Annotated in this window: 13 protein-coding genes; 3 read left to right on the top strand and 10 right to left on the bottom strand. The window is 65.1% G+C overall.

Annotated features, from left to right (window positions below):
* Positions 1-103 precede the first annotated feature (103 nt).
* From gltB to pilM, 8 genes are all read right to left on the bottom strand, one after another.
* Positions 104-4,555 carry a glutamate synthase large subunit gene (gene gltB / locus IOC61_RS10575; protein WP_195688770.1) on the bottom strand — a complete coding sequence of 1,484 codons (4,452 nt, stop codon included), beginning with the start codon at positions 4,553-4,555 and terminating at the stop codon, positions 104-106.
* Positions 4,556-5,013: 458 nt separating this feature from the next.
* On the bottom strand, positions 5,014-6,120 hold the full coding sequence (gene aroB / locus IOC61_RS10570) for a 3-dehydroquinate synthase (protein ID WP_195688769.1): 1,107 nt from the start codon (positions 6,118-6,120) through the stop codon (positions 5,014-5,016).
* 3 nt (positions 6,121-6,123) lie between these two features.
* Positions 6,124-6,666 carry a shikimate kinase AroK gene (aroK, locus tag IOC61_RS10565; protein ID WP_195688768.1) on the bottom strand — a complete coding sequence of 181 codons (543 nt, stop codon included), beginning with the start codon at positions 6,664-6,666 and terminating at the stop codon, positions 6,124-6,126.
* Positions 6,666-8,732 (bottom strand): type IV pilus secretin PilQ, encoded by a 2,067-nt coding sequence (gene pilQ, locus IOC61_RS10560; protein WP_195688767.1) that lies wholly within the window; start codon positions 8,730-8,732, stop codon positions 6,666-6,668. Before pilQ ends, aroK begins: the two co-directional genes overlap by 1 nt.
* 96 nt (positions 8,733-8,828) lie before the next feature.
* Complete coding sequence (locus IOC61_RS10555; RefSeq protein WP_195688766.1) at positions 8,829-9,365, bottom strand: pilus assembly protein PilP; 537 nt, start codon at positions 9,363-9,365, stop codon at positions 8,829-8,831.
* Entirely contained in the window at positions 9,362-9,985 is a 624-nt protein-coding gene (locus tag IOC61_RS10550; protein WP_195688765.1) for a type 4a pilus biogenesis protein PilO, read from the bottom strand. The genes IOC61_RS10555 and IOC61_RS10550 overlap by 4 nt, the downstream gene beginning before the upstream one ends.
* Positions 9,982-10,569: a PilN domain-containing protein gene (locus IOC61_RS10545; protein ID WP_195688764.1), complete on the bottom strand. Its 588-nt coding sequence runs from the start codon at positions 10,567-10,569 to the stop codon at positions 9,982-9,984. The genes IOC61_RS10550 and IOC61_RS10545 overlap by 4 nt, the downstream gene beginning before the upstream one ends.
* The gene (pilM, locus tag IOC61_RS10540) at positions 10,566-11,627 is read right to left on the bottom strand and encodes a type IV pilus assembly protein PilM (RefSeq protein WP_195688763.1); all 1,062 of its coding nucleotides are present in this window, start codon (positions 11,625-11,627) and stop codon (positions 10,566-10,568) included. The genes IOC61_RS10545 and pilM overlap by 4 nt, the downstream gene beginning before the upstream one ends.
* Before the next feature lie 272 nt (positions 11,628-11,899).
* Here pilM and IOC61_RS10535 point away from each other — a divergent pair, with 272 nt between their 5' ends.
* Together IOC61_RS10535 and IOC61_RS10530 are read left to right on the top strand one after the other, a co-directional pair.
* Positions 11,900-14,416: a penicillin-binding protein 1A gene (locus IOC61_RS10535; RefSeq protein ID WP_195688762.1), complete on the top strand. Its 2,517-nt coding sequence runs from the start codon at positions 11,900-11,902 to the stop codon at positions 14,414-14,416.
* Between the two features lie 110 nt (positions 14,417-14,526).
* A complete protein-coding gene (locus IOC61_RS10530) occupies positions 14,527-15,291 on the top strand; it encodes a DUF481 domain-containing protein (protein WP_195688883.1) in 765 nt (254 codons plus the stop codon).
* Positions 15,292-15,364: 73 nt separating this feature from the next.
* Here IOC61_RS10530 and IOC61_RS10525 read toward each other — a convergent pair whose 3' ends face one another.
* Together IOC61_RS10525 and rpmE are read right to left on the bottom strand one after the other, a co-directional pair.
* Positions 15,365-16,633 (bottom strand): malic enzyme-like NAD(P)-binding protein, encoded by a 1,269-nt coding sequence (locus IOC61_RS10525; RefSeq protein WP_195688761.1) that lies wholly within the window; start codon positions 16,631-16,633, stop codon positions 15,365-15,367.
* Between the two features lie 188 nt (positions 16,634-16,821).
* Positions 16,822-17,034 carry a 50S ribosomal protein L31 gene (gene rpmE, locus IOC61_RS10520; RefSeq protein WP_132042781.1) on the bottom strand — a complete coding sequence of 71 codons (213 nt, stop codon included), beginning with the start codon at positions 17,032-17,034 and terminating at the stop codon, positions 16,822-16,824.
* Between the two features lie 181 nt (positions 17,035-17,215).
* Here rpmE and IOC61_RS10515 point away from each other — a divergent pair, with 181 nt between their 5' ends.
* Positions 17,216-19,450 carry a primosomal protein N' gene (locus IOC61_RS10515; RefSeq protein ID WP_195688760.1) on the top strand — a complete coding sequence of 745 codons (2,235 nt, stop codon included), beginning with the start codon at positions 17,216-17,218 and terminating at the stop codon, positions 19,448-19,450.
* Positions 19,451-19,641: the final 191 nt, after the last annotated feature.

The raw sequence follows: 19,641 nt of genomic DNA, 5'->3' as shown, positions 1-19,641 counted from the left end.
GCTCTGAGCTCGGCGGGCACTGGTCACCCTGACGGTGAAGGCTGAAGCCGGCTCTCTACTCCGGCTGACGCCGCCGCTTACTTATTCCGGCTGACGCCGCCTCTTATTCCGGCTGACGCCGGGACTGGGCCAACAGGCTCTTCAGGCTCGCCGCCTTGGGCTTCACCAGCCAGAAGTTGCGGACAAAGTCGCTGAAGTCCTCGAGGATCGCTTTGCCGCGCTCGGAGCCGGTCTCGGCGACGAACTCCTCGATGACCTCGCGCAGGTGGCGCCGGTGGGCTTCCATGGCCTCGGTATTGATTCGGTGAATCTCCACCAGCTCATGGTTGACCTTGTCGACGAAGCTGCGGTCCTCGTCGAGCACATAGGCGAAGCCACCGGTCATGCCCGCGCCGAAGTTGTCCCCGCTCTCGCCGAGCACGGCCACCAGTCCGCCGGTCATGTACTCACACCCGTGGTCGCCGACCCCCTCGACCACCGCATGGACACCGGAGTTGCGCACGGCGAAGCGTTCACCGGCGGTGCCCGCCGCAAACAACTTGCCGCCGGTAGCACCATACAGGCAGGTATTACCGATGATGGCCGTCCTGTGGCTCTCGAAGCGACTGCCACGAGGCGGTGTGATCACCACCTTGCCACCGTTCATGCCCTTGCCGACGTAGTCGTTGGCATCGCCTTCCAGATAGAGGTTGAGTCCACGGGCATTCCATACGCCGAAGCTCTGGCCCGCCACCCCGGTAAAGCGTGCGGTGACCGGTGCCTCGGCGAGGCCCGCCTCGCCGTAGCGCTTGGCGATCACCCCCGAGGCAAGCGCCCCCACGCTGCGATCGCAGTTGGTAATGGTGAAGGTGAACTCGCCACCACTGCCCTGCTGGATGGCCTCCTCCAGCGCCGTCAATACTTCCTGGTTCTTGGCACCCGGGTCGTGAGGCACGTTGCGACTCACCTTGCAGAACTGCGGCGCATCCGCCGGCACATGATCGTTGCCGAGCAGCGGTGTCAGATCCAGCTTGCGCTGGGAGGCGGTCGCGCCCTCGATCACCTCGAGAAGATCGGTACGACCGATCAGGTCGGTGAGCCTGGCCACGCCCAGCATGGCCATCAGCTCGCGCACCTCCTCGGCGATAAAGCGGAAGTAGTGCTTGACCATATCCACGGTGCCGCGAAAGTGCTCGTCACGCAGATAGTCGTGCTGGGTGGCCACGCCGGTGGCGCAGTTGTTGAGATGACAGATACGCAGGTACTTGCAACCCAGCGCCACCATGGGCGCGGTACCGAACCCGAAGCTCTCGGCACCGAGGATCGCCGCCTTCACCACATCGAGGCCGGTCTTGAGGCCGCCGTCGGTCTGCAGGCGAATCTTGTCGCGCAGGCCGTTGATACGCAGCGCCTGATGCACCTCGGGCAGCCCCAGCTCCCAGGGGGAGCCGGCGTGCTTGATGGAGGTAATCGGGCTCGCCGCCGTCCCGCCGTCATAGCCCGAGACCGTGATCAGGTCGGCATAGGCCTTGGCAACCCCCGTGGCGATGGTGCCGATACCGGGCTCGGAAACCAGCTTCACCGATACCTGGGCATCGGGGTTGACCTGCTTGAGGTCGAATATCAGCTGCGCCAGGTCCTCGATCGAGTAGATATCGTGATGCGGTGGGGGCGAGATCAGGGTCACCCCGGGCACCGCATAACGCAGCCGTGCGATCAGTTCGTTGACCTTGCCGCCAGGCAGCTGGCCGCCCTCACCAGGCTTGGCGCCCTGGGCCACCTTGATCTGCAGCACCTCGGCGTTGACCAGGTAGGCCGGGGTGACGCCGAAACGCCCCGAAGCGATCTGCTTGATCTTGGAGGAACGAATCGTGCCGTAGCGCGCCGGATCCTCGCCCCCCTCGCCGGAGTTGGAGCGCCCGCCGGACTCGTTCATGGCCTGGGCCAACGCCTCGTGGGCTTCGGGCGAGAGCGCCCCCAGCGACATGCCGGCGCTGTCGAAACGCGGCAGCAGTGCCTCGACCGGCTCGACCTCTGAAAGCGGCAGCGGCTCGGCCACCGGCTTCAGCCTGAGCAGGTCACGCAGGGTGGCAGGAGAGCGCTCGTTGACCAGTGCGGCGAAGCGCTTCCACTTGGCGTAACTCCCCTCCTGCACCGCCTCCTGAAGTGACTTGACCACGTCGGGATTGAAGGCGTGGTATTCGTGACCGTGCACATACCTGAACAGCCCCCCCTGGCTAATTCCCTTGCGCGGAACCCAGGCATCGCGGGCAAGCAGCTCCTGCTGGAGCTGCAGCTCGGCAAAACCGGCGCCCCGAATGCGCGAGGCCATGCCCGGGAAGCATAGCGCCATCACCTCATCGTCGAGGCCAACCGCCTCGAACAGCTGGGAGCCGCGATAGGAGGCGAGGGTCGAGATCCCCATCTTGGAGAGAATCTTGAACAGCCCCTTCTGCAGACCCTTGCGGTAGTTCTCACGGGCATCGGCGGGGTTACCGACCAGCTCACCGGTGCGGTGCATGTCGGCCATCACCTGGTAGGCGAGCCAGGGGAAGACGGCGGTGGCCCCCACCCCGAACAGCACCGCCATCTGGTGGGCGTCACGGGCATAACCGGTCTCTACCACGATGTTGCAGCGCGGGCGCAGCGACAGCCGCCCCAGATGGTGGTGCACGGCACCAACGGCCAGGGCCGCATGGATCGGCAGCTCGCCCTTCTCGAGGCCGGCATCGGTAAGCACCAGGATCACCTTGCCGGCCTTGACCGCCTCCGTGGCCTGACGGCACAGCTCACCCAGGGCGGCCTGCAGGCCGTGGTGTTCGGGGTCATAGGCCATGCGCAGCCGATGGCTGGCATAGGCCGCATCCTCCTGCTCCACCAGGGCGGTGAACTTGCGCGGCGAGAGGATTGGCGTCGTCAGGATGATGCGATGGGCATGCTCGGGGGTCGCCTTGAAGACGTTGCGCTCGGCACCGATACAGGTCTCCAGCGACATCACGATCGCCTCGCGCAGCGGGTCGATGGCCGGATTGGTGACCTGAGCGAACTTCTGGCGAAAATAGTCGCTGAGCAGGCGCGGCCTGGCGGAAAGCACCGCCATGGGGGTATCGTCGCCCATGGAGCCTACCGCCTCCTGGCCGCTCTCGCCCAGCGGACGCAACAGGAGGTCCCGTTCCTCGAAACTGACCTGGAACATCTTCTGGGCCACGGACAGGCCATCGGCGTCCATGTTATGGAAGCTGGCCAGCTCGGTGAGCGACGACTCCAGATATTGCGCCTCTTCCTTGAGCCAGCGCTTGTAGGGATAGGCCGACTTCAGCCGGGCATCGATATCCTCGGTATGCAGCACCTCGCCGGTCACGGTGTCCACGGCCAGCACCTGACCCGGCCCCACGCGCCCCTTGGCCACCACGTCCTCCGGCGCATAGTCGTAGGTGCCGATCTCCGAGGCCAGGGTGATAAAGCCATTCTTGGTGATCACCCAGCGCGCCGGCCTCAGGCCGTTACGGTCGAGCATGCAGAGTGCCTGACGCCCGTCGGTCATCACCACGCCGGCGGGGCCATCCCAGGGCTCCACATGCATGGAATTGTATTCATAGAAGGCGCGCAGCTCGGGGTCCATCAGCTCGACGTTCTGCCAGGCCGGGGGCACCATCATGCGCACCGCACGGTGCAGACCCATCCCCCCCATCAGCAGCACCTCGAGCATGTTATCCATGCTCGAGGAGTCGGAGCCCACGGTGTTGACGATCTCGTCGAGCTCGACAATGTCGGGAAGCCGCTCGCAGACGAAATTCTCCTTGCGCGAATTGGCCCAGCCGCGATTGGCCTCGATGGTATTGATCTCGCCGTTATGGGCCAGCAGACGAAACGGCTGCGCCAGCGGCCAGCGTGGCGCGGTATTGGTGGAGAAGCGCTGATGGAAGACGCAGATGGCGGTCTCCAGGCGCTCGTCACCCAGGTCCCGATAGAAGGCCGGCAGGTCCACCGGCATCACCAGCCCCTTGTAGGAGATCACCCTCTCGGAGAGCGAGCAGACGTAGAACGCCTCCTCCTGGCGCAGCGACTGCTCGGCCAGGCGGCGAGCCATGAACAGGTCGACCTCGAAACGCTCGGAGCCGCCGTTTCTGCCTGGCTCCACGAACAGATGGCGAATACGCGGCAGACACTCCAGTGCCATGGGGCCACACACCGAAGCATCCACCGGCACCTCACGCCAGCCACGAATCACCAGGCCGCGGGCGCGCAGTTCGCCCTCGAGCACCTCGGCGGCCCGAGCGGCACGGGCATCGTCGTCGGGCAGGAACACCACCCCCACCGCATAACGCTCGCCCAGGGTGGCGCCCAGCGCCTCCTCGGCCACTTCACGCATGAAGGTATCGGGCAACTGCAGCAGCAGGCCGCAACCGTCGCCGGTCTTGCCGTCGGCGGCAATACCACCGCGATGCGTCATGCAGGTGAGGGATTCAATGGCGGTGCGCAGCAGCTCATGGCTGGCACGCCCCTCCATATGGGCGATCAGGCCGAACCCGCAGTTGTCGCGGAACTCGCCGGGCTGATATAGACCGCTGTTCATAGGTGTGCCTCGATGAAATGGGTTTTTCTCGCAGGAACCCCATGCTATATTCAAGGGTTTTTATCTTATGATGCCAGACGAATGACTCGCACCGACCTGCGCGGCAAAGGTGCGCCCAGAATAGCCAGCCGCCACACTGCAGCGCAATACCGACGGCCTCTCCCTACCCAAAAATCACCGATAAATCCGTGGGTTGCCTTTCGGACTCGCTGAAAAAAACCCCACCGCTCAGTCACTTGCAATCACCATAAACGGAAAACAAACGAAACGGTTCTCGCATTAGACTTTTGGCTAAAAAGGGCCATATTGCCCATGCCAATAGCGCATACTCCATGCCAATCAATGGCTACCGCCTTCTCCGGAGCCGCCTACTCAGCAGCATAGACGAGGAACGCCCGCACCAAGGTGGCGCGGGCGTTCCGGTCAAACGAGGTACCGATCAAAAGAGAAAGACGAGGTCAGCCGCGAGGGAACTGCTCCAGCAACTCCACCAGGAGCGCTTCCGGGGTGGCGTCATACACACGGGCATCGCCCATGGCACGCAGCAGCACCAGGCGCAGGCGACTGTCGACGTTCTTCTTGTCGAGACGCATGCGCGACAGGAAGTCATCGGCGCCCATCCCGGCCGGGGCATCCAGCGGCAACCCCGCCACCCGCAGGATCACCCGCAACCGTTCGACATCACGATCCGAGAGCCAGCCCAGTCGTGCCGAAAGCTCGGCGGCCATCAGCATCCCGGCACCCACCGCTTCACCGTGCAGCCAGTCGCCATAGCCCTGATGCGCCTCGATGGCGTGACCGAAGGTATGCCCAAGGTTGAGCAGCGCCCGCACCCCCTGCTCGGTCTCATCCTCGGCGACGATCTCCGCCTTGAGCGCACAGCTGCGCTGGATGGCGCCTGCCAGGGCGTCCGGATCCAGCTCGCGCAAGGCGGGCAGCTCCCGCTCCAGCCAGACGAGGAAGTCCGCATCACGAATCAGGCCATACTTGATCACCTCGGCCAGACCGGCGGAAAGCTCGCGGGGCGGCAGGGTATCCAGGGTATCGGTATCGATCAGCACCCCTCGCGGCTGCCAGAAGGCACCGACCATGTTCTTGCCCAACGGATGGTTGATTCCGGTCTTGCCACCCACCGACGAGTCCACCTGGGCCAGCAGGGTGGTCGGCACCTGGATAAAGGCCACGCCACGCTGATAGCAGGCCGCGGCGAAGCCCACCATATCACCGATCACCCCTCCGCCCAGGGCCACCAGGGTGCAGCGTCGGTTGAAGCCCGCCTCGAGCAGCGCATCCCAGATGCGCGAGACATGCTCGAGGTTCTTGGTGGCCTCGCCATCCGGCAGCACCAGCTCGCGCACCTCCACGCCCTCGGGCAGGGCAGCGCGACAGCGCTCGAGGTAGAGTGGCGCCACCGTCTCGTTGGTGACGATCATCACCTGCTGCCCGACCAGCCAGGGGGCCAGGACACCCGGCTCGGCGAGCAGGCCGGGACCGATATGAATGGGGTAGCTGCGACTGCCCAGCGCCACCTCGAGGGTGTGCGGGCCGGAAGGGGTCTGGGTCATGGTTCAGGCCTTGGCTTGCAGGGGATCGACCAGCCGCGTTACGCGGCGGACGATATCGTTGACCACCGAGCGCGGACCGCGCCGGTCGGTACGCACCGTAAGGTCGGCGGTGGCACGGTAGAGCGGGTCGCGCTCGCCGAACATCTCGCGCAGCACCGCCTCCTTGTCGGGGCGCTGCAGCAGCGGGCGATTGCGATCCTTGGCGGTTCGCCTGAGCTGCTGCTCCACGGTGGTGAAGAGATAGACAACGGTGCCACGCTCACGCAGCATGCGACGATTCTCCTCGCGCAGTACCGCACCACCGCCGGTGGCGATCACCACGCCCTCGCGATGGGTCAACTCGTCGATCATCAGGGTCTCGCGGTCGCGAAAGCCGCCCTCGCCTTCGACGTCGAAGATCCACGGGATATCGGCACCGCAGCGGTCCTGGATCTCGTGGTCGGTATCCAGGAAGTCGCGAGAAAGCTCGGCCGCCAGGAGGCGGCCGATGGTGCTCTTGCCGGCCCCCATGGGGCCGATCAGTATCAGGTTGGGTAGTGCCAGCATCAGCGAAGGGCCATACCTTCATCGAGGATTCGTGGGGTAATGAATACCAGCAACTCTACCTTGTCATCGCTCTGTTGGGTATAGCGGAACAGGTTGCCGAGCACCGGAAGGTCTCCCAGGAAGGGCGTCTTGACCAGGTTTTCCAACTCCTCGGTCTGCAGGATCCCCCCCAGCACCACGGTCTGGCCATTATCCACCAGCACCTGGGTCTCGATCTCGTTCTTGTTAACAGGGGGCTCCTCGCCGGGGTTGAACTCGCCGAAGGTATCGTTGGTGATCGCCACGTCCATGATGATGCGGTTATCCGGAGTGATCTGCGGCGTCACCTCCAGGGACAGCACCGCCTCCTTGAACTCCACCGCCGAGGCGCCACTGGCCGCCGCCTCGCGGTAGGCGCGCTCCTGGCCCTGCTTGATCACCGCGGTGGTCTGATTGGCGGTGATTACCCGCGGCTGGGAGATCGTATAGCTCTTGCCATCGCTCTCCATGGCGCGCAGCTCGAGGTCGAGCAACACATCTCCGGAGAGATAGCCGAAACCGAAGCTTGTCATACCACCGGCGCCACGCTCGACAGGGCCAAAGTCTACTGCCAGACCACCCAGCCCCGAAACTGGCTCGCCATCGGAGGCGCCCCCCAGGTCGAACCGGCCACCACTTCCCGAGACCCCCCAGTTCACACCAAGCTCACGGGATGCAGTCTGTCCGGCGATGACGATACGCGCCTCGATCTGTACCTGGCGTACCGCCACATCGAGACGCTCCAGGGTATCCATGACGCTGTCGATCTGCTCGGCGGTATCCTGAATCAGCAGGGTATTGGTACGCGGATCCACCGCCACCTTGCCGCGCTCGGTCAACAGGCCGAAACCTGCCTGCCCCCCACCGCGCAGCAGAGCGGCGATATCACTCGCCTTGGCGTACTTCACTTCGATATATTCGGTCTCCAGTGGCGCCAGGACCTCCAGCTGCTCGCGGGTCTCGAGCTCCAGTTGCTCGCGCTGGGCCAGCTCGGCGGCCGGGGCCACCACGATCACGTTGCCGTCCTGGCGGCTGGACAGGCCATGGCTCTTGAGCACCAGGTCCAGCGCCTGATCCCAGGGCACATCCTCGAGATTGAGGGTCACGCGACCCTGCACGCTGTCGCTGGCCACCAGGTTGAGACCGGTGAAGTCAGCGATGATCGCCAGCACCGAACGCACCTCGATATCCTGGAAATTGAGGGTGATCCGCTTGCCGGTGTAGGCAAACTGCTCGCGCACCCGCTGCTCCTGCTGCTGGCGGGTGACCGGCTGAGCCTCGATGGTCAGCTGGCGACCGCTCTGGGTGGAGACCATGGCATAGTCTCCACTTCCCTGAATATTCAGGACCACACCGTTGCGCCCTACCTGTGGCGTCACCCGCTGCAGCGGGGTGTCGAAGTCGCTGACATCGTAGACCTGATCCAGCGAGGCGGGCAGGTTGACCCCCACCAGCTCGGCGGTGATCCGGTTGCGGCCGGTCTCGCGCACCCGGGCATCGATGCCGGCACGATCGAAGGTGACAACCAGTCGGCCGGCACCATCGCTGCCACGGCGAAAGTCGATATCCTCGATGTTGGGGCCACGGCTGGCCGGCTGGGATAGCGCCGATTCGGGTTCAGCCGTCGAGGCGTCGGCAGCCGACGCCTCGACGGTATCGGCGGCGCCGCCGCCGATGGCCAGGCGCAAGCGGCTACCCTGCTCTCGGGTGTTGTAGGGCAGCGGCCCATCGAGGTCAAACACCAGGCGGGTCCGTGAGCCGGCCTCCAGGGCGGTGACCCGCTGGACCCCGCCGATGCCCAGGGTGTAGCTGCGGCGCGCGAGACGGTTGTCGGTCTCCATCAGGTCGATGGTCAGCCGTGCGGGGTCGTCGATGCGATAACCACGCACCTCGGGAACCAGGCCGGAGAACTCAAGATCGACCTCAAGCTCGCCGCTGGCCCCTTGCCGAAAATCGAGCTCTTCGAGCGTCGAGGCCGCCAGGGCGGCTCCTGACACCGCCAGCATGGCGAGCAGCGCCACGGTACGCTTGATAATGTGTGCTTGCATGGTTGGTTCCCTTCCCCCTGCTTGACGCCGCTCCCCGGGAGCGATAATAGACTGCAGCGCTGTTCACGCTTGTTGTTGACTGCCGGGCTTTCTGAGCTAGCCACCCTGCTGGCCATTGAGCTCGAGCCGCGTGGTGCGCTCGACCCACCCCCCACGCCCGGTTGGCACGATTTCGATCAACTGTACCGTTGACGAGGTGATACTGACGATACGGCCGAAATCGCTGCCCATATGGTTGCCCACCCGCAGCCGGTGAACCTGGCCGTCCGGTGCACGCACCAGCGCGGAGGGCTGGCCGCCCTCGGTCAGGGTACCTACCAGGCGTAGCTCACTGAGGTTGTAGGCCTCCAGCGCTTCCCGTTCACGATCCAGATCGGGCGCCAGGTCGGTGGCTACCTCGGTCGGCTCCTCCACCTCGGGCAAACGCGGCACGAAGGGGCTACGCAGATCGGCATGATCGTAGGGCAACGTCTCGTAGTCGGGTATCTCCGGCAGCTCGATCGTCGGCACCGGAGCCGGGCTGTTGCGAATCTCGGCCAGCTCACGATCGAGGCTGGTCAACTGCGGATCGGCGCAACCGGCGATCAGCAACAGGCCTGCCCCCCCTGCAACTCCCCTCAGCCAGCCCCTCATGAACCGCTCTCCACGTCCTGCCGATAACTGTAGGTTCGCGCCACCAAGGTAAGCCGCAGGTTCTGCCCGTCACCCTCCTCCGGCGCCAGCGTCATGTCATGCAGGGTAACGATACGGGGCAGGCCCGCGACCCCGGCCAGAAAGGCGGCTATACGGTGATAATCGCCACGCACCTGGATATCGAAGGGCTGCTCGACGTAGTGCTCCCGGGCCGCCGTGCCACGCAGTCGGATGTAGTCGATCGCCAGCTGGTTATCGAGGGCGGTCTCGGTGATATTGTCGAGCAGAGCCGGTATCTCGGCGCCACTGGGCAGCATCTCGCGCAAGGCCTCCATCCGCGCCTCGAGGGCCTCCACCTGCTCACGCAAGGGGTCGAGCCTTGAGGCCAGCGCCGCTTTGTTTCGGTAGGCGCGAATCAGCTGTGGCTCTTCGGCCTTGAGCTGCTCGAGCCGCTCCTTGGCGGGCGCGGCCAGATACCAGTGCATGGCGAACAGGGTCACGCCCAGCATCAACAGGCAGAGCAGTAGCTGCAGAGACCAGGGCCATACCCCGGCCTCCTTGATATCGAGCTCGCGCCAGTCGAGCTCGCGCAGCCGACGCATCTCGGCATTGAGGTTCATGGCCTCTCCTCCTCGGTTCCGCCGGATGACGTTTCCGCGTGCGTTGCGGGCATGCGCTGGCTCATGCTGAGACTGAAGCTTCTACGCTCCCCGCCGCCCTCGGCCTCGACTCCCGAGAGCACGGGCTCGGTAAAGGATGCCGCCGCTCCCAGGCGTCGCAGCTGATCGGACACCTGGCCATTATCCTCGGCTCGCCCCGAGAGACGCAGGCTATCACCCTGCCGGCTGAACTGGGTGTAATGCACTCCCTCCTCGAGACTGGTGATCAGGTCGCTCATCACATGAACCGTCTGGCTGCGTCCGTTCTGCAGCTCGGTAAAGACCCCAACCTTCTCGACCACCTGATCACGAATCTTCTCCAGATCGCTGACTCCACCGATCAACGAGTCGAACTGGCGAGTCTGAGTCTCGATATAAGCATTGCGCTGGCGCTGGACCTCGGCCTGCTGCTGGTAGTACCAGGTCATGGCGTAGCCTCCGGCTACTCCCAGCAGAGCCGCCACCCCCAGCGCCATATAGAAATGCTTGCTGCGCCGCGCCCGTTTTTCCTCTCGCCACGGCAGCAGATTGATCTCGATCGTCATGAGCGCGCCCTCAATGCCAGTCCACAGGCCGTCAGCATGGCCGACGCCTCTCCGGAAAGGGTCTGCACGTCGATGCGGCTGTGGACCTTCATGCGCGCCAACGGGTTGGCGATGGAGACCTCCATGCCGCTCTCCCGGGCCAGGCGCTCGGCCAGCCCCGGCAACACGCTGGCGCCTCCGGCCAGCACCATATGACGCACCTCCTGCTTGCGGCCGGCGGTATAGTAGAGTTGCAGCGAACGCCCGACCTGCTGGGCCAGGGTGTCGATGAAGGGGGTGAGGACACTGTGCTGATAGTCTTCCGGCAGGCCACCACGCTTCTTGGCCAGCCCCGCCTCGTCATAGCTCAGGCCGTAACGATTACGGATCTCCTCGGTCAGCTGACGGCCACCGAACACGGTGTCACGGCTGTAGACGATGCGCCCCTGACGCAATACATGGAAGGTATTCATGTTGGCCCCGATATCCACCAGCGCCACGCTGTCCTCCTCCCCGATATCCGCCGGCAGCTGGCGGCGCAACTCGGTGAAGGCTCGCTCCATGGCAAAGGTCTCGACATCCACGGCCGCCGGCGTCAGGCCTGCCTGTATCACGGCATCGGTCAGCTGGCTGACCTCCTGCTGCCGGCAGGCCACCAGCAGGATGTCCTGCTGGTCGGCATAGCGGGCATTGAGCCCCAGGCGCTGGAAATCGTAGGCGACATCACTGAACGGAAAGGGAATATGCTTGTCTGACTCAAGCTCGATGCGTGACTCGATCTCGTCACTGCTGAGCGATGCGGGCAGCGTCAGCGTCTTGGTGATCGCTGCGCTGGCAGGCACTGCCACCACTGCCTGGCGGGTATGCGGCTTCGCCTGATGAACGGCTCGGCCAAGGGCGTCAACCACTTCGTCCATATCCTGGATGCGACGCTCGATCACGGCGCCCTCGCGCAGCGGCCTGACTGCATAGCTCTCCACTTGATACGTGGACCCGGCTCGCCTGAGCTCCACGAGCTTGACCGTGGCCGAGGTGATATCGACGCCGATCAGTCCCTTGCTTGATGCCATCAGTCGCATCTCTGTCCTGCCCTTGCTGAGTCTGCGGCTTGCTCGCCTTGACATGGTGCCTGCCTTATTACACGGCGGCAGGTCTGGATTATTCACCTCAGTCTTGTCGCATGAGGTTACATGATCTTGCCATTACTAACACGGTAAACCTTGGGCTAGCATCGTCAACGCTGGTGACCCTCGTCCGGGCTTTCTATAATGGCCCCGCAACCAAGGTCGCAACCTATGCATCGTCATCGCTTCACATCCGCTCCAGTTCCCTGCATGGACACCGCCACTTCATGACGTTTATCAGAACCCTGCTCTTTTCCCTGGTCTGGCTGACCCTCTCGCTGATTGCCGCGGCCGGTCTGGGCGTGGTGGGCGCCGCCCTCTATTTTGCCCCCGGGCTCCCCGACGTACGCCAGCTCCAGGACTTCGAGCTGCACTCACCGCTGCGCATCTATACCCGCGACGACAAGCTGATCGGCGAATATGGCGAGGAGCGCCGCCTTCCGATCGACCATGATGAAATTCCCGTGGAGTTTATCCAGGCACTGCTGGCCGCCGAGGATGACGCCTTCTTCGAACATCGTGGCGTCGACCCCAAGGGCCTGCTGCGGGCGGCCGGAGAACTGGTGGTCAGTGGCGGTGAAATCCAGTCCGGCGGCTCCACCATTACCATGCAGGTAGCGCGTAACTACCTGCTGACCCTGGATCGTACCTTTACCCGCAAGATTCGCGAGATCCTGCTCGCCCTGCAGATGGAGCAGGTACTCAGCAAGGAGGAGATCCTCGAGCTCTACGTCAACAAGATCTTCCTGGGTCACCGTGCCTACGGCATCGCCGCCGCCGCCGAAATCTACTACAACCGCCCGCTGGCAGAGCTGACCCTGGCCGAGAAGGCGATGATTGCCGGCCTGCCCAAGGCCCCCTCCAGCTTCAATCCGTTGACCAACCCGGAGCGCGCGCTGATTCGCCGCAACTGGATCCTGTTCCGCATGCGGGAGCTGGGGCATATCGACCAGGCCACCTATGATGAAGCGGTGCAGGCCCCCATCACCGCCGAACGCAATATCGCCCAGGCGGAAGTCGATGCCGATTACGTCGCCGAGATGGCCCGCCAGTATGCCGTGGAGCGCTTCGGCGAGAGTGAGGTCTACACCGGTGGATACAAGATCACCACCAGCCTGGACAGCGAGCTCCAGCCCATGGCGCGCCGCGCCCTGGCCCGTGGCCTGATCGATTACGACACCCGTCACGGCTGGCGTGGCCCGGAGGAGAAGCAACTGCCGCCGAGCCTGGCAGAGGCTCAGGATCGCACCGAGCGCAGCGGCCTGGAGGAGGAGCTCGAGGAGTCCCCCGAAGTGCTGGAGACCGCCCGGCGCGCCGCCGAGCGCAGCGAGACCCGTGTCGAGGGAATCGACGGTGACGTCAGCAACTGGGTTCAGGTGCTGGAGCGCACTCCGCGCTATGGCCTTCTTCACCCCGCCATCGTGGTAGAGAGTGAAGGCCGCCAGATGCGCGTGCTGATGCGCGAAGGCAAGCTGCGGACCATCGAGTGGGACGGCCTCTCCTGGGCCCGCGAGTACAAGAGCGCGCGGTACCGCGGCCCCGAGCCGGGCTCGGCGGCCGAGATCGCCGGCCGTGGCGACCTGGTGCGCGTGATGGAGCGTGAAGATGGCAGCCTGCGCCTGGCCCAGCGCCCCGATGCGGAAGGCTCCTTGGTGGTAATGCACCCCGACACCGGAGCCATTCTCGCCCTGCAGGGCGGGTTCGACTTCAACGCCAGCAAGTTCAATCGTGCCGTACAGGCCCAGCGCCAGTCGGGCTCCATCTTCAAGCCCTTCATCTATCTGGCGGCACTCGAGAGCGGCATGATGACCGCCGCCAGCGTCGTCAACGACGCCCCGGTGGTGATCGACGACGGCAGCAACGAGATGTGGCGTCCGGTCAACTCCAGCGGAGACTTCCTCGGCCCGATGCGCCTGCGCAATGCCCTGGCGCGCTCTCGCAACCTGGTGACCATCCGTGTGCTTCGCGAAGTAGGCCTCAACGAGACCATCGAGTTTCTCAAGGGGTTCGGTTTCGACGAGGCGCGCCTGCCCCACGGCCTCTCCCTGGCACTGGGCAGCGCCAGCCTGACCCCGCTGGAGATGACCAGCGCCTACGCGATTCTGGCCAATGGCGGCTTCAAGGTCTCGCCCTGGTTTATCGAGCGCGTCACCAGAGGCGAAACGCTTGTTGAAGAGACGCAGGCGGCCGTGGCATGCCGCGAGTGCAGTGCCGATCAGGAGGAGGTAACGTTCGACGGTGAACGCCATGCCGTCGCCGAGCGCGTGGTCGATCCCATCAACCTCTATATCCTGCGTGACATGCTGCGTGACGTGATCGAGAACGGCACCGGTCGCCGTGCCCTGGAGCTGGGCCGCGAAGATATCGTTGGCAAGACCGGCACCACCAACGGCCAGCGCGACACCTGGTTCGCCGGCTTCAACAGCAACCTGGTGGCCACGGTCTGGCTGGGCAAGGATGACAACACCACCACCGCCGAATATGGCGCCAATGCTGCCCTGCCGATCTGGATAGCGTTCATGGGCCAGGCCCTCGACGGCAAGCCCTCGGCAATGCCTGAGGCGCCTGGCGAGCTGGTCACCGCACGTGTCGACCCCGAGACCGGGCGACGCGTATCGCGCGGCGGCATCAGCGAGCTCTTCCATCCCGAGCATCTGCCTGAGCAACAACCACGCCGCGTGGAGCGCGAGGTGGAGCAACAGAGCGGCTCCCAGGGCACGGGCGTCTATGAGGCGATCTTCTAGCGCTTCGACCAACCCCGGCATTCGCTGGAAGCGGCGTGAAGGCTCCCATCCCTTTACTGCCTTACACGCCGCTCAACCATCACGACACCTGGCAATCCGAGAGATCGACCATGCCGTATTCTGCGATTCGGCCCTGCACAGCTGTATGGCTGGTGCTTTTCGGCCTGTTAGCAATCGCGGGCAAGGTGCACTCCACCCCCTTTTATGCCCCGCCCTTGCCCACCGAGGACGACGAGGCCTTCAGCGGCAGCACCGAGCTGGGCTACACCCATATGTCCGGCAACACCGACAGCCAGACCCTGATCGCAAAAGGCCGACTCACCTGGTTGACCGACAGCTGGACTCATACCCTGCGCGGCGAGGTCCGCCATGTCAGTCGTGACGGTGACACCAGCGCCGAGCAGTACCTCGTCGCCGGCCGCGAGCGCTTTAATCTCGAAGGCCCCCACTACCTCTTTGGTTTCGCCCGCGGAGAGAGAGACCGCTTCAGCGGCTATGACCGACAATTCACCACCATAGCCGGCTATGGGCGAGACCTGCTCGACGACGAGTGTCACCGACTTTCACTGGAGGCGGGCCCGGGTTACCGCTACGACCGCATCGAAGGGAAGGAGAACGCCTCGCTGGGCGTGGCATACGGCGCGATGGCCTACGAGTGGGCTTTCTCGAAGACCGCCAGCCTGGAACAAGAGCTTTCAGTGGAAGCCACCGACGACAACACCACCTCGCGCTCACTTTCGTCACTCACCGCCCGACTCAACTCACATCTGGCATTGAAGCTGTCACACGAGATCAAGGATACCTCCCGACCGCCGGCAGACGCTGAGGCGCGCACCGACCATACCACCAGCGCTTCCATTCTCTACGACTGGTAAACCAGCAGCGCCCATAGACTGACGCCGGCTCGAGGGCCGGCGTCATCATGGGCAGCGTCTAGCACGCAGGGGCTCATGCTCCGTAGACATCGTCCACGGTCTTGAGTGGGTAGTGCGAGGGGTAGGGGCGGCGCGCCACACCGGAATCCACGGCCGCCTGGGCGACGGCGGAGGTCACTCGGTCCAGCAGGCGTACATCGACCGGCGTGGGAATGATGTAGTCGCGACCGAAACTCATGCTCTCCTTGCCATAGGCCTCGAGCACATCACCGGGCACCGGCTCCCGCGCCAGGTCCTTGAGCGCATGCACCGCCGCCACCTTCATCTCCTCGTTGATGCGCGTGGCCCGAACATCCAGGGCGCCGCGGAAGATGAACGGGAAACCCAGTACATTGTTGACCTGATTGGGGTAGTCGGAGCGACCGGTGGCCATGATCACGTCATCACGGGTCTCGTGAGCGACATCCGGATGGATTTCCGGGTCCGGGTTGGTGCACGCAAATACCACCGGATTGGAAGCCATCTTGAGCAGATGGTCGGCACTCATCAGCCCGGGACCGGAGAGCCCCACGAAGACGTCGGCGCCATCGATGGCATCATCGAGGGTGCGCTTGTCGGTCTCCACGGCAAACATCGCCTTGTACTGATTAAGATCCTCACGCCCGTTGTGGATCACGCCCTTGCGATCGAGCATCACGATATTCTCGGCACGTGCTCCACAGGAGACGAGCAGCTTCATGCAGGCGATGGCCGCCGCACCCGCCCCCATGCAGACAATTTTCGCCTCGGACAGACTCTTGCCGGCAATATCCAGGGCATTGAGCATGCCGGCAGCGGTGACGATGGCGGTGCCATGCTGGTCATCATGGAACACCGGGATGCTGCACTGTTCGATTAGCGTGCGCTCGATCTCGAAGCACTCGGGGGCCTTGATGTCCTCGAGGTTGATCCCCCCCCAGGTATCGGCGATGCGCGCCACGGTATCGATAAAGGCCTGTGGGCTCTCGGCATTGACCTCGATGTCAACGGAGTTGATACCGGCAAAGCGCTTGAACAGCACCCCCTTCCCTTCCATGACCGGCTTGCTGGCCAACGCCCCGAGATTACCCAGGCCAAGGATGGCAGTACCATCGGAGATCACGGCTACCAGGTTACCCTTGCCGGTGTAACGGTAGGCATTTTCAGGGTCCCGGGCGATCTCGCGCACCGGCTCGGCCACACCGGGGCTGTAGGCCAGTGCCAGGTCCTTGGCAGTGGCGGTGGGCTTGGTGAGCTCGATGGAGAGTTTTCCGGGAATGGGTTTCGCGTGGTAGTCCAGCGCCGCCTGTCTTGCGTCAGTCATGCTCGAAGTCCATCAGGAAGGGTGACTTGTCAAACAAGTATAGAAAATTATTCCACTACTGAACAGCGCCCCACGGAGCGCCTGCAGGACGCTCATTGAGGCCGTTGTCGGCCGGCAACTTGCCGCCAAAACGCGAGAACCCGCCGGAAAGGCGGGTTCTCGTGACGGCTGACCGATATCGGTCGCGATCAGCGCTTGAGCGCGGCGCCAAAGCGCTTGTTGAAGCGCTCGACGCGACCACCGGTGGTGGCCTGCTTCTGCTTGCCGGTATAGAAAGGGTGGCACTGCGAGCAGACGTCCAGCTCCAGATCGCGACCGGCGGTGGAGCCGACCTCGAAGGTGGCGCCGCAGGAACAGGTCGCGCTGATCGTCTTGTATTCGGGGTGGATACCTTGTTTCATCTTGAGCCTCGTTGCGCTGTATGCCGCCACCTGATCCGCTGCCAGGCACCGCACACGGTTGTCTATCGATTGACGAGCAACACTATCGATTGCCAAACAATCATGGGATCACCGGAACCCCGAGTCGCCGACCGGGCGCCGGGGAGCGCCGCATACTACCAGAGTCGCCGCCGGAGGCCAATTGCCAGATTCACCGATTCCGCGAGTGCTACGCGTCGCCATTCCCTCGCCGCTGCATCGCCTGTTCGACTACCGCCCGGCCCACGACGTGCCGGCCTGCGGCTGGCAGCCGGGGCTACGAGTGCGTGCGCCCTTCGGTCGCCGCGAGGTGGTCGGCATCGTGGTGGAGTGTCGCGAGCAGAGTGACCTGCCGCTGACCGCCCTCAAGCGAGTCACTGCCTGCCTGGACGACGCCCCGCTCCCCCCGGACTGGCTATGGCTGTGCCGCTTTACCGCACGCTACTATCAGCACCCGCTGGGCGACACCCTGCACCAGGCGCTGCCGGTCCTGCTGCGCCAGGGGCGTGCGCTAACCCCCCGCACACGCGAGCGCTGGGCGCTTACCCCCGCGGGGCACGCCTCGGGGAGCGATGCCCTGCCCCGCGCCCCACGCCAGGCGGCATTGCTGGAGATGCTGCGCCAGCACCCCCACGGTCTGGCCAGCCAGGCGATCCTCGCCCAGTCATTCAGCCGCGATCAGCTCAAGGCGCTCACCGCCAAGGGGTTGGTCGAGCGCCACGAGGAGCCCCTCACCGCCGCGTCTCTCCCCGACCCTGACCATCTGCTGGCCAGCCCAGCGCTGCCGCTCAACCGCGAGCAGGCCCACGCCCTTTCGGCCCTCCACGAGCGGCTCGATGGCTACCACCCCTGCTTGCTGGAGGGAGTCACCGGCAGCGGCAAGACCGAGGTCTACCTGCAGTTGATCGAGGCGGTCGTGGGACGCGGCCGCCAGGCGCTGATACTGGTACCGGAGATCGGCCTCACCCCCCAGACCCTGTCACGTTTCCGCAAGCGCTTCCGAGTCCCGGTGGTCGCCCTGCACTCGGGACTCACCGAGCATGAGCGGCTGGATGCCTGGGAGGCCGCCGCCAGCGGCCGGGCTCCCATCGTGGTCGGCACCCGTTCGGCGATCTTCACCCCACTGGCCCGCCCCGGCGCGCTTATCGTCGACGAGGAGCACGACGCCTCCTACAAGCAGCAGGATGGGCTGCGCTATCATGCCCGGGACCTCGCCGTGGCTCGTGCCCATCATCACCGCATCCCGCTACTGCTGGGCAGCGCCACGCCCTCGCTGGAGAGCCTGGCCCGGGCGCACCGCGGTGAGTGGCGCCACCTGCCCTTGACCCGGCGCGCCACCCGCCACGCCCCCGCGCGCCTGGAACTTCTCGACCTGCGGGGTCGTCCTCGCCTGGGTGGCCTGGCCCCACCGGCGCTGGAGGCGATCTCGGAGACCCTCGACGCGGGCCACCAGGTACTGGTCTTCATCAATCGCCGCGGCTTCGCTCCCACCCTGGCCTGCCATGCCTGCGGCTGGATGGCCGAGTGCGACGCCTGCGACGCACGCATGACCCTCCACCGCCAGCCGCCGCTGCTGGCCTGCCACCACTGCGATCGCCGCCGCGTCCTGCCCGACGCCTGCCCCGAGTGCCAGAGCATCGACCTGCGGCCGCTGGGCAGCGGCACCGAGCGCACCGAGGAGACGCTCGCCGAGCGCTTCCCCAGGGTGCCGGTGCACCGCATCGACCGCGACAGCACCCGCCGACGCGACGCCTTCGAGCAGACCCTGACCGAGGTTCGCCGCGGCGATCCCTGCCTGCTGGTGGGCACCCAGATGCTCGCCAAGGGGCACCACCTGCCTCATGTCACACTGGTCGTGGTGGTCAATGCCGATGCCGGCCTCTATGCCAGTGACTTCCGCGCCCTGGAGCAGGGGGCCCAGCTGCTGGTGCAGGTAGCCGGCCGCGCCGGTCGTGCCGCCCACCCCGGTCGAGTGCTGGTCCAGACCATGCATCCCGACGATCCTCACCTGCGCCTGCTGGCCGAGCGTGGCTATGCCGCCCTCGCCGAGCGCCTCCTGGAAGAGCGACGCGCCGCCGCACTGCCACCATTCCGCTTCCTGGCCCTCCTGCGCCTGGAGAGCGCGAAGGAAGAGGCCGCCGGCGACCTGGGTCGCCGCACCGCCACCGCACTGCGGGCCTGGCTGGCCGAACGCCAGCTGGCGGTGGACTGCCTGGGCCCGGTGCCGGCCCCCATGGAGCGGCGCCAGGGCCGCTATCACCTGCAGCTGATGCTCGGCGCCGAAAAGCGTAGCGCCCTTCACGAGGCCAGCGCCTGGCTCACCGCCTGGCTGGAGGCCACTCCCGAGGCGCGTCGAGTGCGCTGGTCGCTGGATATCGATCCGCAGACGCTGAGTTGAACATGGCCATTGCCGCCATACGCAGCAAGAAGTGCCGGGGGCAGATCGAAGAGGGGAGCCGGCGCTCCAGGACCTGTCGCCGGGCAAGCTTCGAGCGAGCCCGCAGCGATTGACTCGCCAGGCTTGAGCCCCGCCCTTTAAAGCCAGCGCGCAATTGCCGATAATGGCCGGCCATGCCCGATCAGGGCCCG

It is taken from the genome of Halomonas sp. KAO, from assembly GCF_015595025.1.
GTDB lineage: Bacteria > Pseudomonadota > Gammaproteobacteria > Pseudomonadales > Halomonadaceae > Halomonas.
The sequence above is the reverse complement of the archived record's forward strand: the minus strand, read 5'-3'. Positions and strand labels throughout refer to the sequence as shown.

What these genes read in the sequence shown, in the direction of transcription:
- gltB (WP_195688770.1), bottom strand. Translation starts at nt 4,555, where the DNA reads ATGAACAGCGGTCTATATCAGCCCGGCGAGTTCCGCGACAACTGCGGG.
- aroB (WP_195688769.1), bottom strand. Translation starts at nt 6,120, where the DNA reads ATGACCCAGACCCCTTCCGGCCCGCACACCCTCGAGGTGGCGCTGGGC.
- aroK (WP_195688768.1), bottom strand. Translation starts at nt 6,666, where the DNA reads ATGCTGGCACTACCCAACCTGATACTGATCGGCCCCATGGGGGCCGGC.
- pilQ (WP_195688767.1), bottom strand. Translation starts at nt 8,732, where the DNA reads ATGCAAGCACACATTATCAAGCGTACCGTGGCGCTGCTCGCCATGCTG.
- IOC61_RS10555 (WP_195688766.1), bottom strand. Translation starts at nt 9,365, where the DNA reads ATGAGGGGCTGGCTGAGGGGAGTTGCAGGGGGGGCAGGCCTGTTGCTG.
- IOC61_RS10550 (WP_195688765.1), bottom strand. Translation starts at nt 9,985, where the DNA reads ATGAACCTCAATGCCGAGATGCGTCGGCTGCGCGAGCTCGACTGGCGC.
- IOC61_RS10545 (WP_195688764.1), bottom strand. Translation starts at nt 10,569, where the DNA reads ATGACGATCGAGATCAATCTGCTGCCGTGGCGAGAGGAAAAACGGGCG.
- pilM (WP_195688763.1), bottom strand. Translation starts at nt 11,627, where the DNA reads ATGCGACTGATGGCATCAAGCAAGGGACTGATCGGCGTCGATATCACC.
- IOC61_RS10535 (WP_195688762.1), top strand. Translation starts at nt 11,900, where the DNA reads ATGACGTTTATCAGAACCCTGCTCTTTTCCCTGGTCTGGCTGACCCTC.
- IOC61_RS10530 (WP_195688883.1), top strand. Translation starts at nt 14,527, where the DNA reads ATGCCGTATTCTGCGATTCGGCCCTGCACAGCTGTATGGCTGGTGCTT.
- IOC61_RS10525 (WP_195688761.1), bottom strand. Translation starts at nt 16,633, where the DNA reads ATGACTGACGCAAGACAGGCGGCGCTGGACTACCACGCGAAACCCATT.
- rpmE (WP_132042781.1), bottom strand. Translation starts at nt 17,034, where the DNA reads ATGAAACAAGGTATCCACCCCGAATACAAGACGATCAGCGCGACCTGT.